This window comes from Haloarcula nitratireducens (assembly GCF_019599505.1).
The window spans coordinates 1-3,851 of record NZ_RKLT01000057.1 but is presented as its reverse complement, the minus strand read 5'-3'; the positions used below and the strand labels follow the sequence as shown (position 1 = coordinate 3,851).

Here is a 3,851-nt window from a genome sequence, read left to right as displayed (position 1 = left end):
TCGAAGATGACTTGATCGTCGTTCTAGATGGAGCGCCGTATTTCCAGGCGTCGGCCGTCACGGACCTAGCGGCCCGTGACGACCTCGCCTTCGTGACGTTACCGTCGTATTCGCCAGAGCTCAATCCGGTTGAAGAGTGCTGGCGACAACTCCAAGACGCTCTTAGCAACCGATTCTTTGACTCGCTCGATGAACTAACCTCGGCAATCGACACTGCTCTCGACCAGCTATCTCTTCCAAAAGTGAGTGATTACTTCTAACGACTACTATAGGTGTTCCCCCGATCAAGCAACGTGAACCGAGTGGGGTCAAGCCCCGGGCTCCTCATCTCATTCGTATGTAGAACGCTGGAATGGGATATTTTCAAGATTTATAATCTGGCCGCCACTCTTATACCTTTCCGCGCCGATATTTCAGGAGAATTCTGGGTAGTTCCGTAGTTATGAGTGATTACAAACCTCGGCAGCCTCTCAGTACTGTGGTTCCGAGGGATCGCTCAGATACTACTCGTGTACTGCTCTTGCTGCAACGTGAGGCCAATCGCGATCACCTAGCTGCGTGGTTGTCGACGGAGTACGAAGTCGTGATCCCGAAACACGGAAGCGTCGAAGAGCTCGATTTCGATCTCTGTGTTCTGGATGCGGCAATGCTCGAACGCCATAGCGATTGCCTGCAACGGCTCAAGGACACGGCTGAACCCATGTTCTTACCGTATCTCCTGGTCTCACCCGAACGAACAGACCGTGACCGCAACGCAACAGTCTGGGATATTGTCGACGAAGTGATCTCGATCCCGACGGAAAAACAGGCACTCGACAATCGGCTGCACAATCTCCTCGAACGGCGGCGATTGTCTCAACAGCAGGCCACAGCGCTCACTCAGCAGCGAGAACTGTTTCGCCGGATCTTCCAAGCATCGAACGATGCGATCGTTATTCTCGATCCGCAGCGGAACACGATTCGTGAATGTAACCCTCAGGCCTGCGACCTGCTCGGATACAGTCGACAGAGCCTGCTATCGCTGTCTCCTGAAGATCTTCACCCTGATGAAATATCCGAGTTCAGAGCGTTCAGAGATACCGTTCTCGACCAGGGACACGGCTGGACAGCAGAGTTAACTTGTCGAACCGAGGCAGGAAATGTGCTGGATGCGGAGATCTCGGCCTCAACCGTCGAGATCGATGGCCGGCCGCACATGCTCGCCAGCATCCGAGATGTCACGACCAGAGCGGAACAACGGGAGGTGCTGAACAACCTCCACGACGTGACGGTCGAACTCATGGACGCCACGACCAAACGAGAGGTCGCCAATGTGGCAGTCGAGGCTGCCCGTGGCGTGTTTGGATACGATATCGCAGGCGTCCGCCTGCATGACGCTGAGACCACGCCGGAGGTCTTGCAACTCGTCGCTACCACCCCGACTGTCGAGTCCCAACTCGATGCCACGGAGTCAGAATACGAGGTCGGTGACGGAGTTGTCGGAGAATCCTTCGCCACGGGGGAACCCGTCGTCGATGGAGAGGTCCTCCCAGCGGACGCCACGTCGACGCGGATCGTTCGGGTCCCGGAGTAGCTCACCAACGCGGACGGCGGTGTACGCGAGGACGAACACTAGAGCCCGGTCACGAGCCGCCTTCAGAGCTTCGTAGCGCTCTCTCTGCTTGTCGAGGGGGGCAGTATCCGCCGGGAGTGTCGTGTACGTCTCGATGGCGTTGCGGGCCCGTTCGTCGACGTGGCGAGTGAGGGTGTGGCGCTGTTCGGACGTCCAGGCCTGCTGGTCACCGGGCTTTCGACCATCGTCCTCCGGCAGCGGCGCCATCGCACTTGCCCGTTGGGCGTAGTGCGCTTCGAGATACCCCTCGTTGACGCACCAGCCGCACCACGCAGAGATATAGCGATAATAGGTTTGTACCGTGTTCTGCTTGAGTCCCCGATCTCCGGCGAGGTGACGAGCGTACTCTCGAAATATTCGTTCGTCGAGGTCCTCGAAGGTGGGGTCGCGGTCGACGTCGTCGGAGACGATCCCGGTCCAGTCGTCGTCGCCGCGGTCGCCGGCAGCCCACTCGGCGAACCGCTCGAGCTCGCGGGCTGCGTTGCGTCGATAGTTCCCGCCGTCGCCGCCGCGGCCTTTCCCCTTGTCCTGGAGATACCGTTCGAAGGAGCTCGCAAGCGACCGATCAGCGCGTTCTCGTGCTGTCATGAGTCCTCGTTCGCGTACTGATACTTCGGACGGACATCCTCGAGAAGCGCTTCGATGATTTCCCAGAGGATAAGCGAGGGAGTCTCGTGTTCGAACGTGATTCCCCAGCGGTCTTCCTCATCGTCGACTGCGTACTGGAAATGCGTTCGTCCGAGATCGGGATGGTCCTCGTCCTGGTGCCACCCCGCGTGAAATCCCGTGTTCGGGTCGGTGTAGTTGATACGGAACCAATCATGTGGCTCCTGTCGATACCACTTGATGGACAGTTCCGGCGACTCAGGCCCTGTCGAAGGATCGAGACGGGCTGGATCGAACCGTGCCCGCAGCTGTTTGGCCTCGATATCATCAGGAACGAACTCAACCGTCGTGATCTGTGGCAAACGGTCGAGGACATCCTGCTTCAGCTGGGCGTAGAAGTTTGCGTTCGGGTCACCACCGGGATGCGGGACCGACATCCGTCAGCTACTGGCCTCGGCAGGCTCGTTCGTTGGAGTGAGAAAGTCCCATTCGCGGATGGCGAAGCCGACGATGTCGATGCGCCGCTGGAGGTGTTCCCACTCGCGGGCGATCTCACGGCGACGGTCTTCTTCGTCGGCGTCGAGACCCTCCTCGGCGAGCGTTCCGCGAAGCTGGTTCGGTGACTCGACGTCGAATTCGTCCTCCCAGTCGCGGATCTGCGCCTTCATATCGGCGAGACGGTCCGTGAGCTCCTCGACAGTGTGCCCGCTGTCTCGAAGCCGCATCGCCTCCTGCATCGCCTGGCGGCGGTAATCAGAGTAGTACGTCGTGTGCGTACCACTCTCGTCACGGTGGAGGATCCCGTCGTCGACGAGTCGTTCGAGGACGCGCTTGGTCGGCTCGTGTGACCAGCCCGCTTCGGAGGCGATCCAGTTGGCCGTCCGCGGCTCCGACAGCTGTCGGGCGGCCATCCGCACGCGGTCTTCACCCGTGGTCTGGCGTTCCATCAGGCCCTCGGAGTTCGATTCGTCTTCAGTCATACAACACCGTTCGGGCCTTGTATTAATATAGGTTGAGGTCATTAGTTCCATATCGAATTGACTCCTTCGCCATCGCCCCGATCTCAGCTGAGGATAGCCAGAGCAAACTCGGAGCCCGGTCTCGGTGCCTCTACCCAGAGGAAGCGCCTTCGTGAGCCGGTTGCAGCATTCGTGCTTCACCGACGGCGGCGGGGTACTTGAAAGTGGTCGTGATTACTCTACTAATCACGACCAGCCATACCATCTCCCGATTCCGTCTATTTCAGTGTCTACAGGCTTCTAGCCGAAGAAATTCAGTAAGTAGCTATTTTATAAACTACATTCTGCTATACTATTTCGCGCCCGTCGCCACCACGTTTTCGGGATCTCAAACTCTACCAACCACTAGATTGCTGATGATTTCTTTGCATGGCGGTATCGATTGACGAGACAGCTATAAGTTCAATAGAGAGGTGAAACAGTTGATTTGGCGACTAATGTGACGACTTGAAACCGCTTGCCGCCGCGCTCAGAACTACGATGACTTGGCCGTGGTGAATCGCCAGACGTAGCTTGATTTCACTGGTTCAGAGACTGCTTGATGTTGTGAACTGCACACATCAGAACGAGTTCACGGAATTCGCCGAACCAAGATCGCGCACGCACGGCGTCGC

Annotated in this window: 4 protein-coding genes and 2 pseudogenes; 2 read left to right on the top strand and 4 right to left on the bottom strand. The window is 57.9% G+C overall.

Going from position 1 to position 3,851, the window contains the following annotated elements; translation table 11 throughout:
- A partial coding sequence (locus EGH23_RS26110) for a transposase (protein WP_220582907.1) occupies positions 1-260 on the top strand: 260 nt, incomplete at its 5' end.
- A 182-nt stretch (positions 261-442) separates the two neighbouring features.
- The gene (locus tag EGH23_RS26105; protein ID WP_220582906.1) at positions 443-1,573 is read left to right on the top strand and encodes a PAS domain S-box protein; all 1,131 of its coding nucleotides are present in this window, start codon (positions 443-445) and stop codon (positions 1,571-1,573) included.
- On the opposite strand, the pseudogene EGH23_RS26100 reads toward EGH23_RS26105, so the two are convergent.
- The 4 genes and pseudogenes from EGH23_RS26100 to EGH23_RS26085 form a co-directional block, all read right to left on the bottom strand.
- Positions 1,505-2,200: pseudogene (locus tag EGH23_RS26100) on the bottom strand (phage integrase SAM-like domain-containing protein); the annotation flags it as partial. The gene EGH23_RS26105 and the pseudogene EGH23_RS26100 overlap by 69 nt on opposite strands.
- Entirely contained in the window at positions 2,197-2,655 is a 459-nt protein-coding gene (locus EGH23_RS26095) for a hypothetical protein (protein WP_220582905.1), read from the bottom strand. The pseudogene EGH23_RS26100 and the gene EGH23_RS26095, both read right to left, overlap by 4 nt.
- A gap of 3 nt (positions 2,656-2,658) precedes the next feature.
- The gene (locus tag EGH23_RS26090) at positions 2,659-3,240 is read right to left on the bottom strand and encodes a DUF7342 family protein (RefSeq protein ID WP_220582908.1); all 582 of its coding nucleotides are present in this window, start codon (positions 3,238-3,240) and stop codon (positions 2,659-2,661) included.
- A gap of 516 nt (positions 3,241-3,756) precedes the next feature.
- Positions 3,757-3,851: pseudogene (locus tag EGH23_RS26085) on the bottom strand (IS5/IS1182 family transposase); the annotation flags it as partial.